This window comes from Streptomyces venezuelae, from assembly GCF_008642335.1.
GTDB classification, from domain to species: Bacteria; Actinomycetota; Actinomycetes; order Streptomycetales; family Streptomycetaceae; genus Streptomyces; species Streptomyces venezuelae_F.
In genome coordinates this window covers 3,154,202-3,179,031 of sequence record NZ_CP029191.1, presented here as the reverse complement: position 1 = coordinate 3,179,031, position 24,830 = coordinate 3,154,202, and the positions used below count along the sequence as shown (strand labels likewise).

The 24,830-nt window shown below is 70.9% G+C and carries 20 protein-coding genes; 11 read left to right on the top strand and 9 right to left on the bottom strand.

Features of this window, described 5'->3' with window-relative positions; all coding sequences use genetic code 11:
* The first annotated feature begins 97 nt into the window (after positions 1-97).
* Positions 98-1,375: an ATP-binding protein gene (locus DEJ49_RS14115; protein WP_150184449.1), complete on the top strand. Its 1,278-nt coding sequence runs from the start codon at positions 98-100 to the stop codon at positions 1,373-1,375.
* Here DEJ49_RS14115 and DEJ49_RS14110 read toward each other — a convergent pair.
* The gene (locus DEJ49_RS14110; RefSeq protein ID WP_150184448.1) at positions 1,372-1,881 is read right to left on the bottom strand and encodes a GtrA family protein; all 510 of its coding nucleotides are present in this window, start codon (positions 1,879-1,881) and stop codon (positions 1,372-1,374) included. The two genes, DEJ49_RS14115 and DEJ49_RS14110, sit on opposite strands and share 4 nt — an antisense overlap.
* Before the next feature lie 225 nt (positions 1,882-2,106).
* Here DEJ49_RS14110 and DEJ49_RS14105 point away from each other — a divergent pair, with 225 nt between their 5' ends.
* From DEJ49_RS14105 to DEJ49_RS14095, 3 genes are read left to right on the top strand one after another with little or no spacing between them, the layout of a single operon-like run.
* On the top strand, positions 2,107-3,261 hold the full coding sequence (locus DEJ49_RS14105) for a 5-(carboxyamino)imidazole ribonucleotide synthase (RefSeq protein WP_150184447.1): 1,155 nt from the start codon (positions 2,107-2,109) through the stop codon (positions 3,259-3,261).
* Positions 3,258-3,791, top strand: a complete 534-nt coding sequence (gene purE, locus DEJ49_RS14100; protein WP_150184446.1) for a 5-(carboxyamino)imidazole ribonucleotide mutase — start codon at positions 3,258-3,260, stop codon at positions 3,789-3,791. The genes DEJ49_RS14105 and purE overlap by 4 nt, the downstream gene beginning before the upstream one ends.
* A 4-nt stretch (positions 3,792-3,795) precedes the next feature.
* Positions 3,796-4,998: a dipeptidase gene (locus tag DEJ49_RS14095; RefSeq protein WP_150184445.1), complete on the top strand. Its 1,203-nt coding sequence runs from the start codon at positions 3,796-3,798 to the stop codon at positions 4,996-4,998.
* Positions 4,999-5,164: 166 nt separating this feature from the next.
* Here the strand turns inward: DEJ49_RS14095 and DEJ49_RS14090 are convergent, their stop codons facing one another.
* Positions 5,165-6,322: an acyl-CoA dehydrogenase gene (locus DEJ49_RS14090; protein WP_150184444.1), complete on the bottom strand. Its 1,158-nt coding sequence runs from the start codon at positions 6,320-6,322 to the stop codon at positions 5,165-5,167.
* Between the two features lie 175 nt (positions 6,323-6,497).
* Here DEJ49_RS14090 and DEJ49_RS14085 point away from each other — a divergent pair, with 175 nt between their 5' ends.
* The gene (locus tag DEJ49_RS14085) at positions 6,498-7,841 is read left to right on the top strand and encodes a UDP-glucose dehydrogenase family protein (protein ID WP_150184443.1); all 1,344 of its coding nucleotides are present in this window, start codon (positions 6,498-6,500) and stop codon (positions 7,839-7,841) included.
* 29 nt (positions 7,842-7,870) lie between these two features.
* Entirely contained in the window at positions 7,871-8,260 is a 390-nt protein-coding gene (locus tag DEJ49_RS14080; RefSeq protein WP_150184442.1) for a VOC family protein, read from the top strand.
* Positions 8,261-8,315: 55 nt separating this feature from the next.
* On the opposite strand, the gene DEJ49_RS14075 is transcribed toward DEJ49_RS14080, so the two are convergent.
* The gene (locus DEJ49_RS14075) at positions 8,316-9,461 is read right to left on the bottom strand and encodes a dipeptidase (RefSeq protein ID WP_150184441.1); all 1,146 of its coding nucleotides are present in this window, start codon (positions 9,459-9,461) and stop codon (positions 8,316-8,318) included.
* A gap of 172 nt (positions 9,462-9,633) precedes the next feature.
* On the bottom strand, positions 9,634-10,992 hold the full coding sequence (locus DEJ49_RS14070; protein WP_150184440.1) for an LCP family protein: 1,359 nt from the start codon (positions 10,990-10,992) through the stop codon (positions 9,634-9,636).
* 129 nt (positions 10,993-11,121) lie between these two features.
* On the opposite strand from DEJ49_RS14070, the gene DEJ49_RS14065 reads away from it, so the two are divergent.
* Positions 11,122-11,670 carry an acyl-CoA thioesterase gene (locus DEJ49_RS14065; RefSeq protein ID WP_150184439.1) on the top strand — a complete coding sequence of 183 codons (549 nt, stop codon included), beginning with the start codon at positions 11,122-11,124 and terminating at the stop codon, positions 11,668-11,670.
* Between the two features lie 33 nt (positions 11,671-11,703).
* On the opposite strand, the gene DEJ49_RS14060 is transcribed toward DEJ49_RS14065, so the two are convergent.
* A complete protein-coding gene (locus DEJ49_RS14060) occupies positions 11,704-13,212 on the bottom strand; it encodes an LCP family protein (RefSeq protein ID WP_223832828.1) in 1,509 nt (502 codons plus the stop codon).
* 147 nt (positions 13,213-13,359) lie between these two features.
* Between DEJ49_RS14060 and DEJ49_RS14055 the strand changes: the two genes are divergently transcribed.
* Positions 13,360-14,412, top strand: coding sequence for a glycosyltransferase family 2 protein (locus DEJ49_RS14055; protein WP_150184437.1), 1,053 nt, complete (start codon positions 13,360-13,362; stop codon positions 14,410-14,412).
* A gap of 80 nt (positions 14,413-14,492) precedes the next feature.
* Here DEJ49_RS14055 and DEJ49_RS14050 read toward each other — a convergent pair whose 3' ends face one another.
* The 4 genes from DEJ49_RS14050 to DEJ49_RS14035 all read right to left on the bottom strand — a co-directional run bounded on the left by DEJ49_RS14050 (position 14,493) and on the right by DEJ49_RS14035 (position 20,807).
* On the bottom strand, positions 14,493-16,208 hold the full coding sequence (locus tag DEJ49_RS14050) for an LCP family protein (protein WP_150184436.1): 1,716 nt from the start codon (positions 16,206-16,208) through the stop codon (positions 14,493-14,495).
* A gap of 101 nt (positions 16,209-16,309) precedes the next feature.
* Complete coding sequence (locus tag DEJ49_RS14045; protein WP_150184435.1) at positions 16,310-18,067, bottom strand: LCP family protein; 1,758 nt, start codon at positions 18,065-18,067, stop codon at positions 16,310-16,312.
* A 224-nt stretch (positions 18,068-18,291) separates the two neighbouring features.
* A complete protein-coding gene (locus DEJ49_RS14040) occupies positions 18,292-19,581 on the bottom strand; it encodes an LCP family protein (RefSeq protein ID WP_190329348.1) in 1,290 nt (429 codons plus the stop codon).
* 464 nt (positions 19,582-20,045) lie between these two features.
* Positions 20,046-20,807, bottom strand: coding sequence for a TIGR03089 family protein (locus DEJ49_RS14035; protein ID WP_150184434.1), 762 nt, complete (start codon positions 20,805-20,807; stop codon positions 20,046-20,048).
* Positions 20,808-20,945: 138 nt separating this feature from the next.
* On the opposite strand from DEJ49_RS14035, the gene DEJ49_RS14030 reads away from it, so the two are divergent.
* From DEJ49_RS14030 to DEJ49_RS14020, 3 genes are all read left to right on the top strand, one after another.
* Complete coding sequence (locus DEJ49_RS14030; protein ID WP_223832827.1) at positions 20,946-22,385, top strand: peptidoglycan recognition protein; 1,440 nt, start codon at positions 20,946-20,948, stop codon at positions 22,383-22,385.
* A 148-nt stretch (positions 22,386-22,533) separates the two neighbouring features.
* Positions 22,534-23,616, top strand: a complete 1,083-nt coding sequence (locus tag DEJ49_RS14025; RefSeq protein ID WP_223832826.1) for a sugar phosphate nucleotidyltransferase — start codon at positions 22,534-22,536, stop codon at positions 23,614-23,616.
* Between the two features lie 52 nt (positions 23,617-23,668).
* The gene (locus DEJ49_RS14020; RefSeq protein WP_150184431.1) at positions 23,669-24,673 is read left to right on the top strand and encodes a DNA-3-methyladenine glycosylase family protein; all 1,005 of its coding nucleotides are present in this window, start codon (positions 23,669-23,671) and stop codon (positions 24,671-24,673) included.
* Positions 24,674-24,830 lie beyond the last annotated feature (157 nt).

Genomic DNA, 24,830 nt, shown 5'->3' with positions numbered 1-24,830 from the left:
CTGGCGCCGCAGGCAGACGCGTCTGCGGGCTCGTCGTGGTTGCTCGCGCAGTTCCCCGCGCCCCTGACGGGGCACCCGGATCCGCGACACTGTGTAGATGCGCCGTCGACTGATCAACTCCACCCTCGCCGTCGTCCTCGTGGTGATCGCCGTGTTCGGGGTGAGCCTCGTCATCGTCGAGACGAGGACCATCAGCAGCAGCGCCCAGGAGCGCGTCGACTCCGAGGCGCTGCGCCTCGCGAGCATCGTGGACAGCCGGCTGATCAGCGAGGAGAAGATCAGCGGCGACATCCTGCGTGACCAGGTCGCCTCCGACCGGTACGCCCGCATCGAGATCCCCGGCCGCAAGCCCATCCAGATCGGCGAGCGCCCCGGTGGCCAGGTCATCAGCGCCACCCGCCCCGGCGAACAGGGTGAGAAGGTCACCGTGCAGGAGCCCAAGGCCGCGGTGACCCGCGAGGTCGGCAGGACCCTGCTGATCATCGCCGCCGTGGCCCTGCTCGCGATCGTCGCCGCCGTCCTCCTCGCCGTCCGGCAGGCCAACCGCCTCGCGTCCCCGCTCACCGACCTCGCCGAGACCGCGGAGCGCCTCGGCTCGGGCGACCCCCGCCCCCGCCACAAGCGGTACGGCGTGCCGGAGCTGGACCGTGTCGCGGACGTCCTGGACTCCTCCGCCGAGCGCATCGGACGGATGCTGACCGCCGAGCGGCGCCTGGCCGCCGACGCGTCGCACCAGCTGCGCACCCCGCTGACCGCCCTGTCCATGCGGCTTGAGGAGATCACCGTCACCGAGGAGCTGGACACGGTCAAGGAGGAGGCGACGATCGCGCTGGCGCAGGTCGAGCGGCTCACCGACGTCGTGGAGCGCCTCCTGACCAACTCCCGCGACCCGCGTACGGGCTCCGCCGTCGCCTTCGACCTGGACGAGGTCGTCAAGCAGCAGCTGGAGGAGTGGCGCCCCGCCTACCGCAGCGCGGGCCGCGCCATCGTCAGCTCGGGCAAGCGGCACCTGGAGGCGGTCGGCACGCCGGGCGCCGTGGCGCAGGTCCTCGCCGCGCTGATCGAGAACTCGCTGATGCACGGTGGCGGCACGGTCGCGCTGCGTACCCGCGTCACCGGCAATCAGGCGGTCATCGAGGTCACGGACGAGGGTCCCGGCGTCCCCGCCGACCTGGGGGCGCGCATTTTCGAGCGGACGATCAGCGGCCGCAACTCGACGGGAATCGGCCTCGCGGTGGCGCGGGATCTGGCCGAGGCGGACGGCGGCCGCCTGGAGATGCTGCAGACGCAGCCGCCGGTCTTCGGGCTCTTCCTGTCCCGTACGCCGCTGACGCGGAGCACGGACCACGAAGGGGACGAGAAGACGATCCGCTAGGGCCTGCGCACCACAGGTTTCGGCTCGGTCTCCTCCAGGAACGATTCCGCATGCCCGACCGTCGTCTCGCGCACGGGCAGGGCCTTGAACACCCAACTGCGGTACGACCAGAAGCGGAAGAGCGTCGCGATGCCCATGCCGAGGAACTTGAAGAAGTTGGACTGGAGGCGGCTGTCCCAGCCGAACCAGTACGTCGCCGCGTAGAGCACGCCGTTCTCGATGACCAGGCCGACCGCGCTGAACAGCAGGAACAGCGTGAGTTCCTTGGTGCGGCCGCTCTTGTCACGGTCCCGGTACGTGAAGTAGCGGAAGCCCACGTAGTTGAAGGCGATGGCGACGACCGTGGCGATCACGCTCGCGCGCACCACGTGGAGGTCGGTGACGTGCCGCACGAGGTTGAAGACACCGAAGTTGACCAGGGTTCCGACCGCCCCCACGGCTCCGAACTTGGCAACTTCGCGCCCGAGCCTGTCCAGCCGCACGCGCAGTGAGCCCCGTTCCGTCATGGTGTCGCCCCAGCCCCCGTCGATTCCGTACCGGTCGTTCCGTACCGGTCGTGTACGTGCCGACGGATTGGTGATTCGGTCGTGTCGACCCAGCCATGCTAACCAGCGGCCCCCACGGGCGCTCGCGCACGCTTGGACACTGTGGCGCCGCTGTGACAGGCGGGGCCGTGGGACGCGGGATCCGGCCGTTCCGCGGTGGCCGATACCGGCCGATACCCTGGGGGCGTGACGTTCCCGGTAGTCGGCATGGTCGGCGGCGGTCAGCTCGCCCGCATGACCCACGAGGCGGGCATCCCCCTCGGCCTTAAATTCAAGCTCCTCAGTGACACCCCGCAGGATTCCGCGGCGCAGGTCGTCGGCGACGTCGTCATCGGCGACTACCGCGACCTGGACACGCTGCGCGCGTTCGCGCGGGGCTGCGACGTGATCACCTTCGATCACGAACACGTACCCACCGAGCATCTACGGGCCCTGGAGGCGGACGGCATCCCCGTCCGTCCGGGGCCCGACGCGTTGGTGCACGCCCAGGACAAGGGCGTCATGCGCGCGAAGCTCACGGAGATCGGCGTGCCCTGCCCGCGCCACCGGATCGTGAAGGACCCGGCCGACGTGGCCGCCTTCGCGGCCGAGGGCGCCGAGGACGGCGGCGACGGCTTCCCCGTGATCCTGAAGACGGTGCGCGGCGGCTATGACGGAAAGGGGGTGTGGTTCGTACGTTCCGTCGAGGACGCCGAAGACCCCTTCCGGGCCGGTGTCCCCGTGCTCGCCGAGGAGAAGGTGGACTTCGAGCGGGAACTGGCGGCGAACGTCGTCCGCTCGCCGCACGGCCAGGCCGTCGCCTACCCCGTCGTCGAGTCCCAGCAGGTCGACGGCGTCTGCGACACGGTGATCGCCCCCGCGCCCGGCCTCTCCGAGAACCTCGCGGGCCAGGCGCAGGAACTGGCTCTGCGCATCGCCAAGGAACTCGGCGTCGTCGGACACCTCGCCGTCGAGCTCTTCGAGACCCGCGACGGCCGCATCCTCGTCAACGAACTCGCGATGCGCCCGCACAACTCCGGCCACTGGACGCAGGACGGCGCGATCACCTCGCAGTTCGCCAACCACGTCCGCGCCGTCCTCGACCTGCCGCTCGGCGACCCGCGCCCGCGCGCCAAGTGGACCGTGATGGCCAACGTGCTGGGCGGGGACTACCCCGACATGTACACCGCGTACCTGCACTGCATGGCCCGCGACCCGCAGCTCAAGATCCACATGTACGGCAAGGACGTGAAGCCCGGCCGCAAGGTCGGTCACGTGAACACCTACGGCGACGATCTGGACGAGGTCCTCGACCGCGCCCGGCACGCGGCCGGCTATCTCAGAGGAACGATCACCGAATGACCTCACCTGTTGTTGGCATCGTCATGGGCTCGGACTCCGACTGGCCGGTGATGGAGGGCGCCGCCAAGGCACTCGACGAGTTCGAGGTCCCCTTCGAGGTCGACGTCGTCTCCGCGCACCGCATGCCGCACGAGATGATCGCGTACGGCGAGCAGGCGGCGGACCGCGGCCTCAAGGCGATCATCGCCGGCGCGGGCGGCGCCGCCCACCTGCCCGGCATGCTGGCGTCGGTGACCCCGCTCCCCGTGATCGGCGTGCCCGTCCCGCTCAAGTACCTGGACGGCATGGACAGCCTCCTGTCCATCGTGCAGATGCCCGCGGGCGTCCCGGTCGCGACGGTCTCCGTCGGCGGCGCGCGCAACGCGGGCCTGCTCGCGGCCCGCATGCTCGCCGCGCACGACCCCGAACTCCTCGGCCGTATGCGGGAGTTCCAGCAGGAGCTGAACGACCAGGCCACGGAGAAGGGCAAGCGGCTCCGGGCCAAGGTCGAGGGAGCGGGTTCCGGATTCGGCTTCGGCTCGGGAAAGTGATCGCATGACATCACCCGACTCCCTCGGCTCCCTCGACGAGGCACGCGCGCTCCTCGCCGACTTCCCCGTCGTCGACGGCCACAACGACCTGCCGTGGGCCCTGCGCGAGAAGGCCGGTTACGACATCGGCGAGCTCGACATCGCGACGGACCAGCGGGGCAGCCTGCACACGGACATAGCCCGGCTGCGCGCGGGCGGCGTCGGCGCGCAGTTCTGGTCGGTGTACGTCCGTACGGACCTCACCGGCGACGCGGCGGTCAGCGCCACGCTCGAACAGATCGACTGCGTCGACCAGTTGCTCACCCGCTACCCGGCGGACCTGGGCCGCGCGCTGACGGCGGCGGACATGGAGAAGGTCCGCGCCGAGGGCCGCATCGCCTCCCTGATGGGCGCCGAGGGCGGGCACTCCATCAACAACTCCCTCGCCACGCTGCGGGCGCTGCACACGCTCGGCGTCCGCTACATGACGCTCACGCACAACGACAACATCGCGTGGGCGGACTCGGCGACGGACGAGCCGGGCGTCGGCGGTCTCTCGCCCTTCGGCCACGAGGTCGTACGCGAGATGAACCGCGTCGGCATGCTGGTGGACCTCTCGCACGTCGCGGCGACGACGATGCGGGCGGCGCTCGACACGTCGGTGGCGCCGGTGATCTTCTCGCACTCCTCGTCGCGGGCGGTGTGCGACCACCCGCGCAACATCCCGGACGACGTCCTGGAGCGGCTGCCCGCCAACGGCGGCGTGGCGATGGCGACCTTCGTCCCGAAGTTCGTCCTCCAGGCGGCGGCCGACTGGACGCGGGCCGCCGACGAGAACATGCGGGCCAACGGCTTCCACCACCTGGACACGCGGCCCGAGGCGATGAAGGTCCACGAGGCCTTCGAGGCGACGAACCCCCGCCCGATCGCCACCGCCGCGACGGTCGCCGACCACCTCGACCACATGCGCGAGGTGGCGGGCGTCGACCACATCGGCATCGGCGGCGACTACGACGGCACGGCGTTCACCCCGTCGGGCCTCGACGACGTGGCGGGCTACCCGAACCTGATCGCGGAGCTGATCAGCCGCGGCTGGTCCAAGGCCGACCTCGCGAAGCTGACCTGGCAGAACGCGGTACGGGTGCTCGGGGCCGCGGAGGACGTGGCGCGGGACGTCCAGTCCCGCAGGGGCCCGTCGATCGCGACGCTGGAGCAGCTGGACGGCTGAGCTGCGCCCCGTAAGGGGCGCGGGGAACTGCGCGCCCAGCCACGACGCACCCGCAGCCGCGTCTGCCTACGGCGGCTCGGCGGCGGGTGCGGCTTTGCTCTTGGCTGCTCGCGCAGTTCCCCGCGCCCCTGAAGGGGCACGAACAAGTGCCCCGCCCCTGGAGGGGCTACGGCAGGTTGCGGGCCATGACGATGCGCTGGACCTGGTTCGTGCCCTCGTAGATCTGCGTGATCTTCGCGTCACGCATCATCCGCTCGACGGGGTAGTCGCGCGTGTACCCGTACCCACCGAGGAGCTGCACCGCGTCCGTGGTGACCTCCATCGCCACGTCCGAGGCGAAGCACTTCGCGGCCGCACCCTGGAAGGTGAGGTCCTTGTCGCCGCGCTCCGACTTGGCCGCCGCCGCGTACGTCAGCTGACGGGCCGCCTCGATCTTCATCGCCATGTCGGCGAGCATGAACTGGATGCCCTGGAAGTCGGCGATCGGCTTGCCGAACTGCTTGCGCTCCTTCACGTACCCCTTGGCGTAGTCGAGCGCGCCCTGGGCGATGCCGAGAGCCTGGGCCGCGATGGTGATGCGGGTGTGGTCCAGGGTCTTCATGGCGGTCGCGAAGCCCGTGCCCTCCGCGCCGATCATGCGGTCGGCGGGGATGCGGACGTTGTCGAGGTAGACCTCGCGCGTGGGGGAGCCCTTGATGCCGAGCTTCTTCTCCGGCGCACCGAAGGAGACGCCCTCGTCGCCCTTCTCGACGACGAACGCGCTGATGCCCTTGGAGCGCTTCTCCGGGTCGGTGACGGCCATCACCGTGTAGTACTCGGAGACGCCCGCGTTGGTGATCCAGCGCTTCACGCCGTTGAGCACCCAGAAGTCGCCGTCGCGCACGGCCTTGGTCTTCATGCCCGCCGCGTCCGAACCGGCGTCCGGCTCGGAGAGGCAGTACGAGAACATGCCCTCGCCGGAGGCGAGCGGCGCCATGTACTTCTTCTTCAGCTCCTCGGAGCCGGAGAGGATGACCGGCAGCGAGCCGAGCTTGTTGACGGCCGGGATCAGCGAGGAGCTGGCGCACACGCGCGCGACTTCCTCGATGACGATGACCGTGGCGAGCGCGTCGGCGCCCGCGCCGCCGTAGCTCTCCGGGACGTGCACGGCGTGCAGGTCGTTCGCGACGAGGGCGTCGAGGGCCTCCTGCGGGAAGCGCGCCTCCTCGTCCACCGCGGCGGCGAACGGCGCGATCTTCGCCTCGGCCAGCGAACGGATCGCGTCGCGGAGCATGTCGTGCTCCTCGGACGGGCGGTACAGGTCGAAATCAGCCGATCCGGCCAAGGTCTCTCACGCTCCAAGGACGCTAATTACCGTTAAGTAACCCAAATTTTAGTGGCGCCCCCCACGCAAGGGATACGTGAGCTTCGCGACAGCGGGAATCCTGCCCGGTGAGAGGCCCGGACACGCGGGACTATGCTCGTCTGCGCACTGACGCCACAGCCCCCTGGAGCACCGCATGGCCCTCAAGATCACCGTGATCGGTACCGGCTATCTCGGCGCCACACACGCCGCGGCCATGGCCGAGCTCGGTTTCGAGGTGCTGGGGCTCGACGTGGTGCCGGAGAAGATCGAGATGCTCCAGCGGGGCGAGGTCCCCATGTACGAGCCCGGTCTCGAGGAGCTGCTGCGCAAGCACGTCGCGGGCATCGAGGGCGCCAGCGGGCGGCTGCGCTTCACGATGGACTGGGCGGAGGTCGCGGACTTCGGCGACGTCCACTTCATCTGCGTGAACACCCCGCAGAAGCACGGCGAGTACGCGTGCGACATGTCGTACGTCGACAACGCCCTGGAGTCCCTCGCCAAGCACCTCACCAAGCCCTCCCTGGTCGTCGGCAAGTCCACCGTCCCGGTCGGCAGCGCGGACCGTCTCGCGTCCCGCCTCGCGGAGCTCGCCCCCGCGGGCGACGAGGTCGAGCTGGCCTGGAACCCCGAGTTCCTGCGCGAGGGCTTCGCCGTCGACGACACGCTGCACCCCGACCGGATCGTCGTCGGCGTGCGCAGCGAGCGCGCGGAGAAGCTCCTGCGCGAGGTGTACGCGGCGCCCGTCGGCGAGGGCTCGCCGTTCGTCGTCACGGACTTCCCGACCGCCGAGCTCGTCAAGACCTCCGCGAACTCGTTCCTCGCCACGAAGATCTCCTTCATCAACGCCATGGCCGAGGTCTGCGAGGCCGCGGGCGGCGACGTCGTGAAGCTCGCGGAGGCCCTCGGCCACGACGACCGGATCGGCAAGAAGTTCCTGCGCGCCGGCATCGGCTTCGGCGGCGGCTGCCTGCCCAAGGACATCCGCGCGTTCATGGCACGCGCGGGCGAGCTCGGCGCGGACCAGGCCCTGACGTTCCTGCGCGAGATCGACTCCATCAACATGCGGCGCCGCGGCCAGATGGTCGAGATGGCGCGCGAGGCGCTCGGCGGCGGGTCCTTCCTCGGCAAGCGGGTCGCGGTCCTCGGCGCCACGTTCAAGCCGGACTCGGACGACGTTCGCGACTCCCCGGCCCTCAACGTCGCCGGCCAGATCCACCTCCAGGGCGGCCAGGTGACCGTCTACGACCCCAAGGGCATGGAGAACGCCCGCAGGCTGTTCCCCACCCTCGGGTACGCGGACACGGCCCTGGACGCCGTCCACGGCGCCGACGTCGTCCTGCACCTCACCGAGTGGCGCGAGTTCCGCGAGCTCGACCCGGCGGAGCTCGCCGCCGCCGCGGCCTCCCCGCTCATCCTGGACGGCCGCAACGCCCTGGACCCCGAGACGTGGCGCGCCGCGGGCTGGACGTACCGCGCGATGGGCAGGCCCGCCGCCTGAGAGTGACCATGGGGGGCATGGAGAGGGATATGACAGAACCCATCGCCCGCCTGCGCAACGTGGTCCTGGACTGCCCGGACCCGCGCGCACTCGCCGAGTTCTACGCCGCCCTCATCGGCGGCACCATCGAAGAGGACGGGGACTGGATCGACCTCGTGTCGCCCGGCCGCGTCAAGGTGTCGTTCCAGAAGGTCGAGGACCTGCGCCCGCCGGAGTGGCCGCGCTCCGACGTCAACGCGCAGCAGGTCCACCTGGACCTGGACGCGGGACGCACCGTCGAGGAGATCGACGCCGCCCAGGAGAAGGTGCTCGCGCTCGGCGCGACCCCCCTCGACCTGGACGACGACAACGGCAGGCGCGACTTCCGCGTCTACGCCGACCCCGCGGGGCACCCGTTCTGCCTCTGCAAGATCCCCTGACGACGGAGGGCCGGATCGGACCGGACCTGATCGGACCGGACCGGCTGGGCGTGGTTCACCCGTCCAGTCGGTCTATCGTCGCCGTCGACGCGGAGCGCCGCTCCCGCGTGGCCCGCGCGGTGAAGTCCGCCCCGCGCAGGGCGCGTTGCACGTTGCCCCAGGTGAGCAGCGCCACGTCGGCCTCGGGCCAGCCGCGTTCGACGAGCTCCGCGATCAGCCGCGGGTGACCCGACGGGTCCGCGAGGCCCTCCGGGTGCGGCTCCAGCGTGTCGTGCGTGCCGGAGATCCCGACGCACTCCGGACCCGCGACCCGCCGCACGTGGTCGAGGTGGTCCGCCACCGTGCGCACCGTGGGCCCCGTCCGCCCCACGGCGAGCGGGACGAGGACCAGGCCCTTGGCGGCGCCCACCGCCGCGAGGAGACCGTCGGAGAGGTTCGCCGGATGGTCGTACAGGGCGCGGGCCCCCGAGCGCATGAAGACCACCGGGGCCTTGGAGACGGCGAGGACCCGCCGCGCCGTCACCTCGGAGGCGCCGGACAGGTCCGCGAGGACCCCGAGCCGGTTCATCTCCCTGACGACCTCCTCGCCGAACGGCGTCAGACCGCCCTCGCCCGCCCACGACGTCCCGCAGAGCGTGACCACGCACAGGCCCAGGCTGTGCAGCGCCCGCAGCGTGCCCAGCGAGTCGCCGAGCGCGGCGCCACGGGCCGGGCCGATCAGGGTGGCGATGCGGCCGCAGTTGCGGGCGTCGGCGGTCTCCGACGCGTTGCGGGCGAGCCGCAGGTCGTCGGAGTGGGTGGCGACGACGTGCTTGACGAGGTCGATCTGTTCGAGCGTCGTGCGGACGGTGCGGTCGCCGCTCGGCCCGTCGGGCACGTGCACCGACCAGAACTGCGCGCCGACCCGGCCGGCGCGCAGCCGCGGCACGTCGCCCTCCAGGCCGCTGTCGCCGGTCTCGAAGTCGTGCCAGGGCAGCTCGCGCAGGGCCCACGGCAGGCCGCTGTAGCCGTCGGCGACGGGGTGGGCGGCGAGCAGGGCGCGGGCCCGGTCCGCGGGGGACGCGCAGCGGACGGTCTCCGGTCCCGGCGCGGTCGCGGTCGCGGGGTCGGTGGGGTCGGGCACGGGGTCGGGCGGGACGAGGGCCTGGTCGAGCGCCCCCGCTTCGGCGGTGGGGCTGAATTCCTCCTGCAGGTCTGCCATGGCAGGTGCTCCGGACGTCGGCGGGTGGCAGTTCGAATAAACCGTGGCACGGCACGGCCACGGCTTCGCGGCGGACGGAGCGTTCGGGGTACGGAGCGGCCGTCGCGGTACGCGAGAGGGCCCCGCCGACCCGGATCGGCGGGGCCCTCTCACACGCGCGCGGTCGACGGCGTCACCGGTTGTCCGAGACCGTCACCTTCTCGTCGTTGTTGAGCTCCTTGACGAGCTGCTTGACCTTGGCCTTGTCCCAGACGAGGTTGCCGCCGACGGAGCCCGAGATCGGCATGTTCATCGACTTGCCGTCGCCGCCGGTCACGCCCTTCATCGCCCAGAACATGGAGGCCACGTCGAACAGGCCCATGTCCTTGTCGACGACCAGCGTGTCCAGGCCCGCGCCCATCGTCGGGTAGAGCTTGAACGGGTTCAGGACCGTGCCGGGCGTCGCCGCCTGGTGGGCCAGGGCCGCGAGGAACTTCTGCTGGTTCTTCGTACGGTCCAGGTCGCTGGAGAAGGCGTGCCGGGTGCGGACGAAGGCCAGGGCCTCCTGGCCGTCGAGCGTCTGCTTGCCCTTCTCGAAGTCGGCGCCCGACCACTTGTCCTTGAAGGCCTTGGGGATGTCCATCTCGACGCCGCCGACGGCGTCCACGATCTTGGCGAAGCCGCCGAAACCGATCTCCGCGTAGTGGTCGATCTTGAGGCCGGTGTTGTACTCGACGGTCCGCACGAGCAGCTCGGGGCCGTCCTCCGCGTACGCCGCGTTGAGCTTCGTCTGGCGACCCTGGTTCGGGTAGAGCTTGCCGGACTCGGCGCCCTTGAACGAGGGGATCGTGACGTTCGAGTCGCGGGGGAGCGAGATCATCGTGTTCCCGCCGTCGTCCGCGACGTGCAGGATCATCATCGAGTCCGTGCGCTTGCCCTCGGCGGAGCCGGTGTGCAGCTTCTTCTTGTCCTCGGCGGTCATGCCCTCGCGGCTGTCGGAGCCCACGATCAGGTAGTTCGTGCCCGCGCCGCCCTCGGGCCGCTCGATGACCTTGGAGAGGTCGACCTCGCGCTTGAGCTTGGAGTCGGCCCAGAAGTACGTGCTGACGGAGGTCACGACGAGCACGCTGACCAGCGTGATCGCGGTCCACTTGATCCGCTTGCGCCAGTTCGGTGCGGGGCGCGGGGCACGCGGCGGGCGTCCGTCGCCGCCGGGGCCGCCGCCGTCGCCCGCGCCGGGCCTGCCGTAGACCTGGCCGGTGTTGTAGCCGCTGTCGTAGCCCTGGTTCTGCGCGTACGGGTCCTGGCGCGCGGCGCGCGGCTCGAAGACCTCGTCGCGTGCGTCGCCGTACGGCTGCCCGTTGCCGCGCGGCTCGTCGTACCCGTCGTCGTACCCGGTCTGCCGCGGGACCCCGCCGGGCGGTGGTCCGGCCGGACTGGAGGGCCGGCCGCGCTGGATGTGCCGCATCGCACGGGCTCCCTCGGGCTGGGAGTTCCCGCTGCCGCGGCCGTATCCCCGGCCGCCACCCTGATCGTCAGGCCAATCGCTCATGTGGCCCAGTCTGCCGTCTTTCGGGCCGCGCCTTACAGGGCGGTCGGGAATTCGGGTCACGGCTGTTGCAGAGCTGATGCAAAGCGGCCGGGGAGGGGGCGGTCACACGTCCGGCATAGGGTGGAGGGCATGACAGACCAGGCTCCCCATTCGGAATCGGAGATTCCGGGCAAGCCGACCTCGGCATCCCGCACCACGCTCAGCCACATCATGACCCACAACGACACCAACCTCCTCGGTACGGTGCACGGTGGCGTGATCATGAAACTGGTCGACGACGCGGCGGGCGCCGTCGCCGGACGCCACTCCGGCGGCCCCGCCGTCACCGCGTCCATGGACGAGATGGTGTTCCTCGAGCCGGTCAGGGTCGGCGACCTGGTCCATGTGAAGGCCCAGGTGAACTGGACAGGACGCAGCTCCATGGAGGTCGGCGTCCGCGTCCTCGCCGAGCGCTGGAACGAGTCGACGCCCGCCCAGCAGGTCGGCTCCGCCTACCTCGTCTTCGCCGCGGTCGACGCGGACGGCAAGCCCCGCACGGTCCCCCCGGTCGTCCCCGAGACCGACCGCGACCGCCGCCGCTACCAGGAGGCCCAGATCCGCCGCACCCACCGCCTGGCCCGTCGCCGCGCGATCAAGGAGCTCCGCGAGTCCCGCGCGGCCGAGGGCTTCGACGACTGAGACGGCCCCCGGCCCCGGACCCGCTGACCTGTCTCAGGGGCAGACCACCTGGTCCCCGGTGACCGCGCCGAACTCGCCCTGCCGCACATCCTCCGCGCGCACCCGCCGGACCTCCTTGAAGTCCTTCCCAGCGATCACCTTCAGGGTCGCGCCCTGCCCCGGCACCTCCCGCAGCTCGCTCCCCGGCAGAGCCGTGGCCAGCGCCTTCGCCGACCGGTCCCATCGCGGGTCGTACGCGACGACGGTCCTCTCGACCGGCCTGGCCGCCGCTCCCGGCACGTTCCCCGGCAGCTGCGAGGTCCGGAAACCGGTCTTGGCCAGCGCCGCGTCGACCCGCTTGCCGAGCCCCGGGTCGGCCGTGCCGTTGTCGACCTGCACCCGGATCTGCTGCGGTGCGACGCCGACCAGGGTGGCCCTGCCCTTGCCGTGGCGCGCCGCCAGCGGGCGGTCCTCGCGCAGCGCGTCGAACAGCTTCTCCGACTTCTGCGGATGCCAGACGAGCGTCGAACCGATGCCCGGGATGTTCGTCCCCCTGTCGCTCAGCGGCACGGTCGTGAACTCCGACGACGACGGCGAGAAGCCCCGCATCGCCCGCCCGAGGTCGAGGATCTCGTCCGTCCCGAAGCCGTTGTCCGCGCGGACCGCGCCGAGCAGCGTCAGCGTCACGTCACGGAACTTGACCGGGTTCAGGAGCACGCCGCTGCCCGTCGCCTTGGCGATGAGCGCCGCGAGGAAGCGCTGCTGGCGCTGCATGCGGCCGAGGTCCGACGCCCCGTCGACGTACCGGGAGCGGACGTACTGGAGCGCCTCGCCGCCGTTCATGAGGTGCGTGCCCTCGGCCAGGTTGAGGCCGGTGTGCGAGTCCTGGAGGGGCCGTGCCGTGCAGATCTCCACGCCGCCGAGCACGTCCACGGTCTTCATGAAGCTGGTGAAGTCGACCTCCAGATAGTGGTCGATCTTGACCTTCGTCATGTGCTCGACGGTCCGCACCGTGAGGTTCGGGCCGCCCTCCGCGTACGCCGCGTTGATCTTGTTGGGGTGCTCGTGGTGCTTCTCGCGCGTGTTCCTGTCGGTGTGCGCGGGCAGGTCGGCGTAGCTGTCCCGGGGCAGGCTCACGACGCTGGCGCGGTCCCTGTCCTCCGAGATGTGCACGATCATGATCGTGTCCGTGCAGTGACAGGGCGCACCGCCCAGGCGGTACTTCTGCTTGTCCTCGGGGGAGAGCTTGTCGCGGCCGTCGGTGCCGACGAGCAGCACGTTCATGCCGTTGCCCGGCTCCGGCCTGTTCTTCATGTCCCGGAAGGCGTCGACCCGCTTGATGCCGGTGTCCAGGCCCGTCACGACCGCGTGCCCGATACCGGCCGCGACGAGGACCGTCACGGAGAAGCCGGTCGCCAGGCGCATGGCCCAGCGCGGCCGTCTCCGCCGCCCCGCGGACTTCCGGGCGACCCGCTCGGCCCGCACGGCCCGCTCGGCCCTCGGAGCCGGGGGACGGGGGCGGCGCGGTGGCGGGGCGGGGGAGCGGCGGGGCGGTGTGGGCACGTGCGGGGCACCTCCGCGAGACGGGCCTTGGCCCGGTGAGGACGAGCCGGTTAACCCGAGAAACGTAAGGCCATACGAAATGCGGCCCGGGGTAGCGACCCGGACGGCGCGCTCCCGTGTCCCCCGTTCGCGGTAACGTGACGCGTGATGAACGCGAAGTCCGAGGTGCCGCCGCCGGCCGTATCCGTGATCATGCCCGTCCTCAACGAGGAACGGCATCTGCGCGAGGCCGTGCACGCGATCCTGCGGCAGGAGTACGCGGGCGAGATGGAGGTCGTCGTCGCGCTCGGCCCCTCGACCGACCGCACGGACGAGATCGCCGCCGAGCTGGTCCGCGAGACCGCGTCGCATGCCTGGGGAAGGGTGCACACGGTCCCGAACCCGACGGGGCGCACGCCCGCGGCGCTCAACGCCGCCATCAAGGCCTCGCGTCACCCGATCGTGGTGCGCGTCGACGGCCACGCCGCGCTCTCGCCCGGCTACATCACGACGGCCGTCCGCCTCCTGGAGGAGACCGGCGCGATGAACGTCGGCGGCATCATGCACGCCGAGGGACAGAACGACTGGGAGCACGCGGTCGCCGCCGCCATGACCTCGAAGATCGGCGTGGGCAACGCCGCCTTCCACACGGGCGGCGACGCACAGGAGGCCGAGACGGTCTACCTGGGCGTGTTCCGCCGCGAGGCCCTGGAGCAGCAGGGCGGGTACAACGAAGAGTTCATCCGCGCCCAGGACTGGGAGCTGAACTTCCGCATCCGCGAGGCCGGCGGCATGATCTGGTTCTCGCCCGAGCTGAAGGTCTCGTACCGCCCGCGGCCGAGCGTGCGGGCGCTCGCCAAGCAGTACAGGGACTACGGCCGGTGGCGCCACGTCGTCGCCCGCTACCACGAAGGCTCCATCAACCTCCGCTACCTCGCGCCGCCGACCGCGGTCTGCGCGATCGCCGCGGGCGTCGTCGTGGGCGCGGCCCTCACGCCGTGGGGCTTCGTGATCCCCGGCGGCTACCTCGCGGCCATCACCGCCGGGTCCGTCCCCGCGGGCAAGGGCCTGCCCCTGAAGGCACGCCTGCAGATCCCGGTGGCCCTCGCGACCATGCACATGTCGTGGGGCTGGGGCTTCCTCACGAGCCCGCGCTCGCTGGCCCGGCGGGTCATCGCCTCGCGCCGGCCTGCGGTGGTGAGGGAGCCGCAGGAAGCTTGACCGGCCCTACAGAGGCATACGCACGACGAGGGCCCCGGCACGCCGCCGGGGCCCTTCGCGCATCCTGCCGCGGCGTGCGGTTACCAGGTGAAGTTCGGATCGACCTTCATGCACGCCTTCTTGTCGGACCCGCTGAGCGCGTCCGCGGAGTCCGGCGTCGTGTCGTCCTTCTTCTTCCCCTTGGGCGGAGCGTCGCCCTCGCGCCAGTCGGCGCCGACGATCAGCGTCACCCCCGACACGTCCGTCGACTTCTTCGCCGCGCTCAGCGGCAGCCCGAGGGACTTGGCGATCCGCTGGGCGTCGCCCTCCAGGTCCTTGCTGGGGAAGCGGACGACCGTCTTCTCCTCGGACAGCGCCGCCGTGGAGTCCGGCGTCGCCTTCTTGAAGCCCTTGCCCGCGAGGAGCTGGGCCACCGTGGAGGCGCGGCCGCTGACCGGCGGCTCCGTGGTGCTGCGCGTGCCGTTCTGGACCTGCACCGCGATCTCGCCGTCCGCGGCGGCCGGGTCGTCCGACGGCTTCTCCTTGGCCTTCTTCTTCTTGCCCTTGCCGTCCAGCGCGATGTCGTCGCGGACCAGCCGGAACAGCTGCTCCGCGTCGTCGGGCTTGGGGACGACGCGCGCGCCCGCGTAGTCGAACGGCATGGTGGTCATCGTCGTACGGCCCGGCGAGACCTTCTTGAGCTCGTTGCCCAGGTCGTACAGCTTCTTGGGGCTGCCCAGGCCGTCGTCCACCGTCAGCGCGTTCGTCGCCTCCTCGGCGAGCTTGCGCAGCTGGTTGGGGCTGGTCAGGCCGGTGTTCTCGCGGAGCTTGCGGACCAGCGCGTTCATGTACATGTGCTGGGCCTTGGCGCGGCTGATGTCGGTGCCGCCCTCGAAGCCGTAGCGGGTGCGCAGCCACTGCAGGGCCTGTTCGCCCTGGATCTCCGTGGTGCCCTTCTTCAGCTTCAGACCCGAGCCCTTGCCCTCCCTGGTGCGCGAGTGGATGTTCTTGTCCACGCAGACCGGTACGCCGCCGATGGCGTCCGCCATGGAGACCACACCCGCGAAGTCGACCATCATGAAGTGGTCGATGTGGATGTTGGTGAGCTTCTCCCAGGTGGCGACCGTGCAGCCGGGGCCGCCGCGGCCCAGGGACTCGTTCGTCATGTACTTCGGGCCGGTCTCCGGATAGACCTTGCCGTCGTCCGGGTCGGTGCACTTGGGGATCTGCAGCAGGGTGTCGCGCGGCATGCTGACGACCGACATGTTGCTGCGGTCGGCCGAGAGGTGCAGCAGCATCTGCACGTCCGCGAGGGGCGGGGAACCGAACGTGTCCTTGGCGCCGCCGAGCTTCTGGTTCGCCTTGGAGTCCCGTGCGTCCGACCCGATGAGCAGGATGTTCATCGGGGTCTGGCCCGCGGCGTTGGGCGTGGGCTCGGGGGCCCGGTGCTCGCCGAGGTTCAGGTCGTCCGTCTCGAGGTTGCTGTTGAGGTGCTGGTAGTAGAGGTATCCGGCGCCGGCCGTGCCGAGTATCAGGACCGACAGGATCGTCGCCGACCAGCGCAGGACACGGCGCTTGCGGCGCGGTGGACGTGCCCCGCCGCGCGAGCCGCGCCGGTGCCTGGCGCTGCCCTCAGGGGGTTCGCCGCCGCCTTTCGACGCCTTCGCGGAGCGACCCCGGCCCTCACGAGCGGCCTTGCGAGAGCCTTCGTCCGGGACCTCGTCCCTGCTCTCGCCCTTGCTCTCGTCCCAGCCGTGATCACTTGCGTGCGGAGCGCGTTGTCGCGCCCCCTCCTTGCGCACGCTGTTCTGCCTCATCCCCAGCCCCTCCCCGCCCCATTCATGAACTGCGGTCGTTCCGCGGTGCCTTGACGCCGGACGCCTTGGCGCGTTGTTAGACGCAGAACGACCGCTTCAGGTCACTTGGCGCACATAACCTTGTCCGCTCCGACCTTCTTGATGTCCTTCGGTGCCTTCGAAGAGGCATCAATGGGCACCCCCGCGCCCTTGAAGTCTCCGCCGAGCGTCAGCTTCATGGCCGGGAGGCCCTGTGCGTTCTTCTCGCTCTTGCCCGGCTTGAGGGCGGCACCGGACAGGCCCATGATGTCGGCGAGCCGACGGGCCTGGTCCGCCTGGTCAGGCGCGTACTCGAGCGTCGTCTTCTTGATGTCCGAGGGCGCGTTCCCCAGCTGGCTGGACTTGAGCACGCCCTCAGTGTTCTGCAGCCACGTGAGAGTTGTCTGAGCGGCGCCCGTCTTCCCGCTGCCGTTGTAGATGTCGACGCGCACCTCGGAGGCGTCGGCCTTGGGGCCCTTGAGCCGGGCGGCCACCGCGGCCTTCTCCTTCTTCTCCTTCTTCTTCACCACGGTGAGCGACTGGTCGGCGCGCATCATCGCGAACAGCTGCTCGGCCTTGGTCGGGTCCGGCACGACCGTGGTGTGGACCGTCTCGGCCGGGTTGTCGATGACCGGCACCGTGGCGAAGCTCAGGTTCTTCATGTCGAGCTTGCCGAGCTCCATGCCGAGGCTCTTGAGCTTCATTATGTCGGCGATCTTGGAGTCGACGGTGAGAGCCTCGGTGCCGGCCTCCGCGAGGTCGATCATCTTCTTCGGGCTGGTGAGGGTGTCGTTCGACTTGAGCTTGCGCATGAGCGCGCTGAGGAACTGCTGCTGCAGTTCGATGCGGCTCAGGTCGCCGCCCGTGCCCACGGAGTGCCGCGTGCGGACGAACGCGAGCGCGTCCTCGCCCTCGATCGTGTGCTCGCCCTTGGAGAGCTTCAGGTGCGACTTCGGGTCGTCGATGTCCTTGGCCAGGCAGACGTCCACGCCGCCGACGGCGCTGGAGAGCGTCTTCACCGCGTTGAAGTCGGCCACCATGAAGTGGTCGGGCGTGATGCCGGTGATCTTCGTGACCGTGCGCATGGTGCAGCTGGGCGTGCGGTCGCTCTGGCCGAGGCTCTCGTTGAACCGGACGTTCCGCGTGCCGGGAATGTTCTTCGTGCTGCCGTCTTCCTGCTTCGTCGGGCAGTCCGGAATGTCGACGATCATGTCGCGCGGGATGCTGAGCGCGGTCGCGTTCGTACGGTCCTTGGAGACGTGCAGAAGGATCGTCGTGTCGGCGTGACCGGCGCTTCCCTCGTCGCCGTACCCCTTGTTGCCGCTGCCGCTGCGCTTGTCCGTGCCCATCACGAGGATGTTGATGGCGCGGTCCTTGCTGAAGCCGCCGGTGCCCGCGCCGTCATCGTCTATCGACGTGATGTTGTCGTTGAGGTGCTGGTAGTACAGATAGCCACCGGTGCAGCCCGCGACGAGCAGGAAGGCCAGCGTGCCGCCCGTCCAGACCAGCACCTTCTTGCCCTTGGACTTGGGCTTGCCCTTGGACTTACGGGGATTCTGCTTGCGCCGCCCGCCGGAACCGGGCTCGGGCTCCTTCACCCGGCGCCTGCGCTGTCCCGGTACCTCGCGGCGTTCGTCGCGCTCGTCCGGGCGGGAGCGCTCACGGCCCGGCGCGGGACGGCCGCGGCCGCCCTGCCGGGGTGACGATCCACGGGGTCCTGGCACCGACGACTGCCCAGCGGAGGGGCTCAGTCGCAGTTCGTAGTCACCGGTGTCCGGGTTGAGAACCCACTGGTCTGCGGGATCGATGTTCTCCGCCCGCCCACGGCCTTGCGCGTCCACGGTTGTTTGCGTCCTCCGTCGGGGCCACGCGGCGCCTTTCCCCCCTCAAGAAGGCGCTCGGTCAGGTTCAGCGGTGCATGGCCGAGAGGGCCTTGGCGCACCGGATCGCTCACACTATCCGCCCAGTTCAGCGTCGAACGACGCCGGTGACAAATTCCACTCCCCTACAACTGGGCAATCCGCCCTATTTCTTAGTGAGGCGAGCCCTTCCCTTGGGGATCGCTTTACTCACAGGTGGATCCGGCGGCGGTGTTGCCCCGGAATGTCGGCGCGGGCGACGGCGTCTCCGAGGGGTCGTCGGGCTTCTCGTCACCGCCCCCGTACTCACCGAACTCGTCGTACTCCTCCTCGGAGGAAGCCCCGTCCTCCTCTTCGGAAACCCCCTCGCCCTCGGAGGCGCCCTCTTCCTGGCGGGCCTGTTCCGCGGGCTGCCGCGGGTCGACGGCCACGGGGGCGTCCGTACGAAGCCGCGTGAAGAGCTCTTTCGCCGCGGGCTCGACGAGCTCGTCGCGATTGGCGTCGTACGTGTACGACTGACGCGGCACCGTGAGGAACTGCACCCGTTCCGTGGGGATATTGCGCATGCCGCGCACCAGTTCGTACAAACCCCGCAGACTCGCGAGTCCCGGGTCCGTCGTCAACGAGGAAGTCGCCGCGTCGAGAACGGGATACAGCTTCGTCGGATTCAGCAGGACGTCATTGCTCTGCACCTTGTTGACGAGCGCGCCGAGGAACTCCTGCTGGCGGTCCATCCGGTCGGTGTCGCTGCCATTGCCGAGGCTCTTGCGGGCCCGTACGAAACCCAGCGCCTGTTCGCCGTTGAGGGTCCGCATCCCGGGCTCGAGCTTCACGTGCGCGTCGGAGTCGTCGATCGGCGCCCGCAGACAGACCTGCACACCATCGACGGCGTCGACCATGTCCTTGAACCCCGCGAAGTCCACGACCATGTGGTGGTCGACGCGGATGTCGGTGAGCTTCTCGACGGTACGGATCGTGCAGGCCGTCCCGCCGAACTCGAAGGCCCAGTTGAACTGGGCGAACTGCGCCTGCGTCCGGGAGCCGTCCGGCTTGCGGCAGCTGGGGATGTCCACCATCAGGTCGCGCGGGATCGACACGGCGGTGGCGCTCCGCCGGTCGGCGGCGAGGTGCAGCAGGATCGTGGTGTCGGAGCGCTCGGTGCCGGGGTCCCTGCCGTACTTGCGGTTGCCCTGCCCGGCACGCGTGTCGGACCCGAGCAGCAAAATATTCTGCGCGTCGTGCACGAGCGGGGTGGGCCGCTCCTTGTCATACCGAGCGAGCTCGGCGGCGGCATCCGTATCCGTGGTGATGTTCCCGTTCAGCTTCTGATAGGCGGCCCACCCGAGCCCCCCGGCCCCGAGCACCACAACGGCGACCCCGACGGCGCAGTACCGAACCCACCGCCGCCTCCGCCCGACCCCACTGGCACTGGCCCCCACACCGGGCCCATAGGGCGCGTCCCCGCCCCCGGAGTGGCCGCCGACATCCTCACTCACGCCCGCATCCACCCCTAACGGCTACGTAACTCCAAACTCCGTCCACTACGACCATGACCCGCAACGCCCCGGGCGGCCTCTGGACCGGGGCAGGGGCTGGGCCGAACGGGGGAGGAGGGGGATGGCACGGACGGGTTCTCAGGGGCGCGGGGAACTGCGCAACGGGGGAGCGGTGCCGGGCACGTGCGCGTGGAACGCGGGAAACGGCGCGGGCGGGTCTTCAGGGGCGCGGGGAACTGCGCGACGGAGGAAGGGTGCTGGGCACATGCGCGGGGGACGCGGGAAATGGCGCGGGCGGTTCTTCAGGGGCGCGGGGAACTGCGCGACGGGGGAGCGGTGCCGGGCACGTGCGCGGGGGACGCGGGAAATGGCGCGGGCAGGTTTTCAGGGGCGCGGGGAACTGCGCGACCAGCTACACCAGACCCGCACCCCGGAGGGGGACCTCAGCCCCCCCAGGGGGGGGCCTACCGGCGGACAACCCCCACCCGCTCATCCGACACCCGCTTCTCAAGCCCACCCTCACCCAACCGCCCCAAGTTCCGGCAGAGCACCACAGACCCACCCCCACCCAACGCGGCGAAAAGCCCCGCACTGAGCCCCTCCCACGTCCCGTAGGACAGCCCGGACAGCACACGGACCCCGCCCTCACCGCCCCCCAACCGCCCCGCGTCCTCCCGCGCCCGAGCGACGACCTCCGCCCCCGTCAGCTCGACCCCGTCGACGACGAGCGCGACCTCGTCCGGGTCCGCGGGCGCGTACGGCACGAACTGGTCCCCCTGCCCCGGCACCTCCACCGCGTAATCGGCGAAGCCCTCCGGCGGTTGCGGAAAGCGCCCCCCGAGCGGCCGCAGCGCCAGAGCCACCCGCTCCCCGGAACACGCCCGCGCCGCCTCCAGCGAGTCGGAGTCGGGCCCACTGACGACGAGGTCCGCCGACGCGGGATCGCCGCCCATGTCCGCGACGACACCCACCGACGAACAGGCGAGCAGCCACACGGCGGTCTGCCAGTGCGCGGGCAGCAGCAGCACGGCCCGGTCGCCCGGCTCCGCGGAGAGGTCTCCCTGAAGGAGATTCGCCGTCTTGGCCACCCAATTGGCGAAGGTGGCGACGGACAATTCCACCCGCTCACCGGTGGCGTCGTCGTAGAAGGTGACCAGTGGGCGGCCCGGATCCGAGGCGAGCGCGGATCGCAGCAGGTCGGCAGGGGTGCGGTCGTTGGCGTTCACGGGCGCAAGCGTACGCGGACCACCGCGCGCCCCCGGCGTGGCGGGGGAGTACCGCGTGACCGGATCACCCACACTTGGCCGACGCCCCGTCAGTTCCCCTATGGACAGAAATGCACCGCTATGCCAACGATCGTACGTATGCGTGGATTTCTAGCTTCCTCGATCGGCGTCACGTGCGCGGCCGCCCTGGCCCTGCCCCTCACACTGCCGTCGTCCGGCGCTCGAGCCGCGGCGCCCGGCGCACCGTCGGCCGCCGGGCCCGCCACGGAGGCGGTCCCCGGCAGCACCCAGTCCATCCCGCTCACCCCACTCGGCTCCGACCGCGCACTCGGCTCGTCCGAGGCGCGCGAACAGGGCCTGGCCCGACGCGATGTCCGCCCCTTCTCCCTGGTGGGCGTCGTATGGAACGACCCCGAAGCGGAGCTGCACGGCACGGTCCAGGTCCGCACCCGGGCGACCGGCACCACCACCTGGTCCGACTGGCAGCACGTGGAGACGCACAACCACGAGCACGCCGCCGACCCGGACACCTCCGAACGCGCCGCCGGCACGGTCCGCGGCTCGACCGCGCCGCTGTGGGTCGGCGACTCGGACGGCGTGGAGATCCGCGTACGAGCGGAACCCGCCGATCCCGCCGATCCCGCCGACCCCGCGGAACCCGCCGCCACGGATCGCGCCGCCACGGATCGCGCCCTCGTCGCAGGCACCGCCGCGACCCCCCTTCCCGAAGGCCTCCGCCTGGAACTCGTCGACCCGGGCGACGACCCACCCGCACAGAACCCCGGACACAAGGCACCGCGCGCCCCCTCGGCGAGCGAGCTGTCCGCCGCGTCCTCCGCCGTCAACGCGGACCTCGCACCCATCGGCGCCTCCGTGATCCCCGCCCTGACGAAGAGGCAGACGGAGAACGACCTGATCGCCGCACGCGGCGGCCCGGCGGCGGCCGGCAAGGCGGAGCCCAAGGCACGCCCGTACGTCGGCCCGCGCCCGCGCATCATCACCCGCAAGGGCTGGGGCGCCGACGAGAAGCTCCGCGAGAAGCACTTCGCGTACACGAAGACGGTCAAGGCCGCCTTCATCCACCACAGCGCGACCGGCAACTACTACCGCTGCTCACAGTCCGCCGCGGTGATCCGCAGCATCTACCGCTTCCACGTCAAGAGCAGCGGCTGGCGCGACTTCGGCTACAACTTCGCCGTCGACAAGTGCGGAAACATCTACGAAGGACGTGCCGGAGGTGTGGCCAAGCCGGTCCTGGGGGCCCACACTCTCGGATTCAACACCAACAGCATGGGCATCGCCGTCCTCGGCACCTACAGCTGGTCCACCCCGCCGAAGGCGGCCGTGAACGCCATCGCCCGGCTGACCGCGTGGAAGCTCGGCCTGTACGGAGCCAATCCGCGCGGTACCACCTACCTGAAGTCGGGCGGTGGCAACCTGTACAAGAAGGGCAGGAACGTCAGGCTCCGCGTGATCTCCGGGCACCGGGACGGGTTCGCCACCGAGTGCCCGGGCAGCCGCCTGTACCAGAAGCTCGGCAAGGCCCGGTCCACCTCGGCCCGCTACCAGGGCCGCTGACGACACGCCCCGAACGACCGTACGACCGCACCGCCCGATGCAAGCCCCGCACCACCCGCACGCCCTGCACGACCTGCACATCCGTCTGCATACACTGGCCGGCCGAAACGCAAGTTCGGCCGGCCCCAGCAGGAAGCAGAGACGACAGGTGACAGAAGCGATCCTCCTGGTCGGCGGCAAGGGGACCCGGCTGCGGCCCCTCACGGTCCACACCCCCAAGCCGATGGTTCCGGCGGCGGGCGTCCCGTTCCTCACCCATCAGCTGGCGCGGGCCCGCGCGGCCGGCGTGGACCACATCGTCCTCGCCACCTCCTACCTCGCCGAGGTCTTCGAGCCGTACTTCGGGGACGGCTCGGCCCTCGGCCTGCACATCGAGTACGTCACGGAGACCGAGCCCCTCGGCACGGGCGGCGCCATCCGCAACGTGGCGTCGCGGCTGCGCTCGGGACCCGACGAACCGGTCCTGATCTTCAACGGCGACATCCTCACCGGCCTGGACATCCGCGCCCTCGTCGCCACCCACGAGGAGTCCGGCGCCGACGTCTCGCTGCACCTCACGAAGGTCGACGACCCGCGCGCGTACGGCCTGGTCCCCACCGACGCGACCGGCAGGGTCACCGCCTTCCTGGAGAAGCCGCAGACCCCCGAGGAGATCGTCACCGACCAGATCAACGCGGGCGCGTACGTGTTCCGCCGCTCGGTCATCGACACGATCCCCGCGGGACGCCCCGTCTCCGTCGAACGCGAGACCTTCCCCGACCTCCTCGCCTCCGGCGCCCACCTCCAGGGCATGGTCGACTCCACGTACTGGCTGGACCTGGGGACGCCCCAGGCGTTCGTACGCGGCTCCGCGGACCTCGTCCTCGGGCGCGCGCCCTCCCCGGCGGTGCCCGGCCGCTGCGGCGAGCACCTGGTCATGGCCGGCGCGGCGGTGGCGTCCGGCGCGAAGCTCACCGGCGGCACGGTGATCGGCGAGAACGCGCGGGTCGGCGAGGGAGCCCGGATCTCCGGCAGCACGGTCCTGTCCGGCGCGGTCGTCGAAGCGGGCGCGGTCGTCTCGGACTCCCTGATCGGCGCGGGCGCCCGGATCGGCGAGCGCTCGACGCTCGCGGGGGCGGTGATCGGCGACGGCGCGACGGTCGGCGCGGACAACGAGCTGCGCGACGGCGTACGGGTGTGGTGCGAGGCGACGCTGCCGGCGGGCGCGGTCCGCTTCTCGTCGGACCAGTGACGAGCACGCAAACCCGAGCAGGGACGTCCGGACGTCCCCTACCCTCATACACATGTCGTCCCGTTTCGCCCCGCGCCCCACACGCACCACAGTGCGCGGCGGCGAAACGGCAGTACCCACCGGCGTCCCCCGCCAGGCCACCGCGGCCAAGACCCGCACCTGGCAGCCGCCGTACACCCTCGACCTGGGCCTGACCCTGGGCCCGCTGCGGCGCGGTCCGGGGGACCCCACGTTCCGTACGACGCCGGACGGCTCGGTGTGGCGCGCGAGCCGCACGCCGCTGGGACCCGGCACGCTGCGGGTTGCCGCGCGCGGCGGCGCGGTGGAGGCGGAGGCGTGGGGCCCAGGAGCTCCGTGGCTCCTCGACGGCCTCCCTGCCCTACTCGGCGCGACGGACGACCCGGCCCTCTTCACTCCCCGCCACCGCCTGGTCGCGACGACGGCCCACCGCCGTCCGGGCCTGCGCCTGACCCGTACGGGTCTGGTCCTGGAATCCCTGATCCCCTCCATCCTGGAGCAGAAGATCACGACGGAGGAGGCATACAGGGCGTGGCGCCTCCTGGTCCGCAAGTACGGCGAGCCGGCGCCCGGCCCCACCCCGGCGCAGGCCCGCATGTACGTGATGCCGGACCCGCGCACCTGGGCGCTCATCCCGTCCTGGGAGTGGCACAAGGCGGGCGTCGACAACAAGCGGTCGTCCACGATTCTGCGCGCGGTGGCGCGGGCGGCGCGCCTGGAGGAGGCGGCGTCCATGGACCCGCCGCAGGCCCAGGCACGCCTGGAACTCATCCCCGGCATCGGCCCCTGGACGTCGGCGGAAACGGTCCAGCGCAGCAACGGGGCGCCCGACGCGGTGACGGTGGGCGACGTCCACCTCCCGGGCATCGTCGGCTACGCCTTGTCGAACAACCGCGACGCGGACGACACCGAGATGCTGGCCCTCCTCGCCCCCTACGAGGGCCAACGCCACAGAGCGGCCCGCCTGATCCTCCTGAGCGGCCGAACACCCCCCCGAAGAGACCCCAAAATGCGCAAAACGAACATCGCCCTCTGGTAATCCCTGGACTCGGCTCCGGCCCCGGCCCGGCGGGCTGTTCTCCCACTGCGGCCCGGTGGGGGCGGCCCGCGCAGTTCCCCGCGCCCCTGCCCCACCCCCACACCCCGCCCAGGAGATCAAGGCGCCGGGGGCCGATCCAGGGGCGCGGGGAACTGCG